The sequence below is a fragment of the Scandinavium sp. genome, from assembly GCF_032012665.1.
In the GTDB taxonomy this organism is placed as follows: domain Bacteria; phylum Pseudomonadota; class Gammaproteobacteria; order Enterobacterales; family Enterobacteriaceae; genus Scandinavium.
Genome location: NZ_DALZVG010000064.1, coordinates 1 through 1,230, shown reverse-complemented (window position 1 = coordinate 1,230; position 1,230 = coordinate 1). Strand labels below are relative to the sequence as shown.

At 29.5% G+C, this 1,230-nt stretch carries 2 protein-coding genes; both read right to left on the bottom strand.

Translation table 11 applies throughout. The annotated features are described in order from the left end of the window. On the bottom strand, nt 1-701 hold a 701-nt coding region (locus RTU33_RS21795; RefSeq protein ID WP_312630168.1), incomplete at its 3' end, for an IS3 family transposase. Between the two features lie 11 nt (nt 702-712). Beyond that, the coding region (locus RTU33_RS21790) for a transposase (RefSeq protein ID WP_312630167.1) at nt 713-1,230 on the bottom strand (518 nt) is incomplete at its 5' end.

The following is a 1,230-nucleotide window of genomic DNA, read 5'->3' as shown; positions in this document are numbered from 1 at the left end:
AAAATACCAAAGAAATTCTCCATCGGAGAATTATCAAGACAATTACCTTTTCTAGACATGCTTTGAATAATTCTATTCTTTTTCAAAGTTTGTACCCAAGATTTATGCTGATATTGCCACCCTTGATCGGAATGGATTGTAGTTCTATAGGGAAGGTCTGGAATTACATTAATTGCTTTTAACAATGATTCCATAACGAATTCCAATGTTGGACGCTTACTAATTGAATAAGAAATAATCTCTTTCGAACATACATCAAAAATTGTTGACAGATATAGCTTAGTTCCATTTTTAATGTTGAATTGTGTTACATCAGTAAGTAATTTTTGATATGGGCGATTAGTTACGAATCTACGATTCAATTTATTCTTAGCTGTTTTGCCAACTTTCCCTTTGTACGACTTATATGTTCTATTTCTATACTTAAACTTTGTACAAAGTAAATTATTTTCTCTCATTATTCTAAGAACTTTTTTATGGTTAACTACAAAACCTAACTCTCTTAGTTCGTCGGTTACTGTACGATAACCTATCCTATTTTTATGTTTGTTAATGATTTCTTTAATCAAAGTAATTAAATAATTGTCTTTATGTTTAGTGACACTAAGTCGTAATTTCCAATAATGGTATACACTTTTCGCTATCATAGCTACTGATAATATTTCTTTTAACTTATAGTTAGATTCATTCCTTAACTCAATAATAGCAGCTACTATTTCTTTGTTTGATTTTTTCGAGCTAAGGATTGTAACTTTTTTTCGAGAGCAATTGCGATTTCTAATCTCCTGTTTTCCTCACGTAAGCGTATTAATTCTTGTCGTTCACTTTCGTTTAAACTAGTGTTATCAACCTTTTTATTTTTCATAGTTTTAGACGCACGACCCTTCGGTTTTGATTCTAAACCTAGGATACCATATTGATTGTATTTCATCTGCCACTGAGCTATTAAAGTAGGATTAGTAATCTCAAAGATTCTAGCAGTTTCTTTATATGAAAGTTGATTAGTAATTCTATACTGAATGATTCTTAATTTTTCATCTGTTGAATATTTCTTTCTGGTCATACTGGATATAAGACCGTCAATACCGAAGGTATCAAATTGGTAAGTCCATGTTTTTAGTTGTGAAGGATAGATATCATATTTGTTACTTAATGAATCATAACCAATATTTCCTTCTTTATATTCTTTGATTAGTTTTAATTTAAAATCAAGATCATGCTTTTTATTCA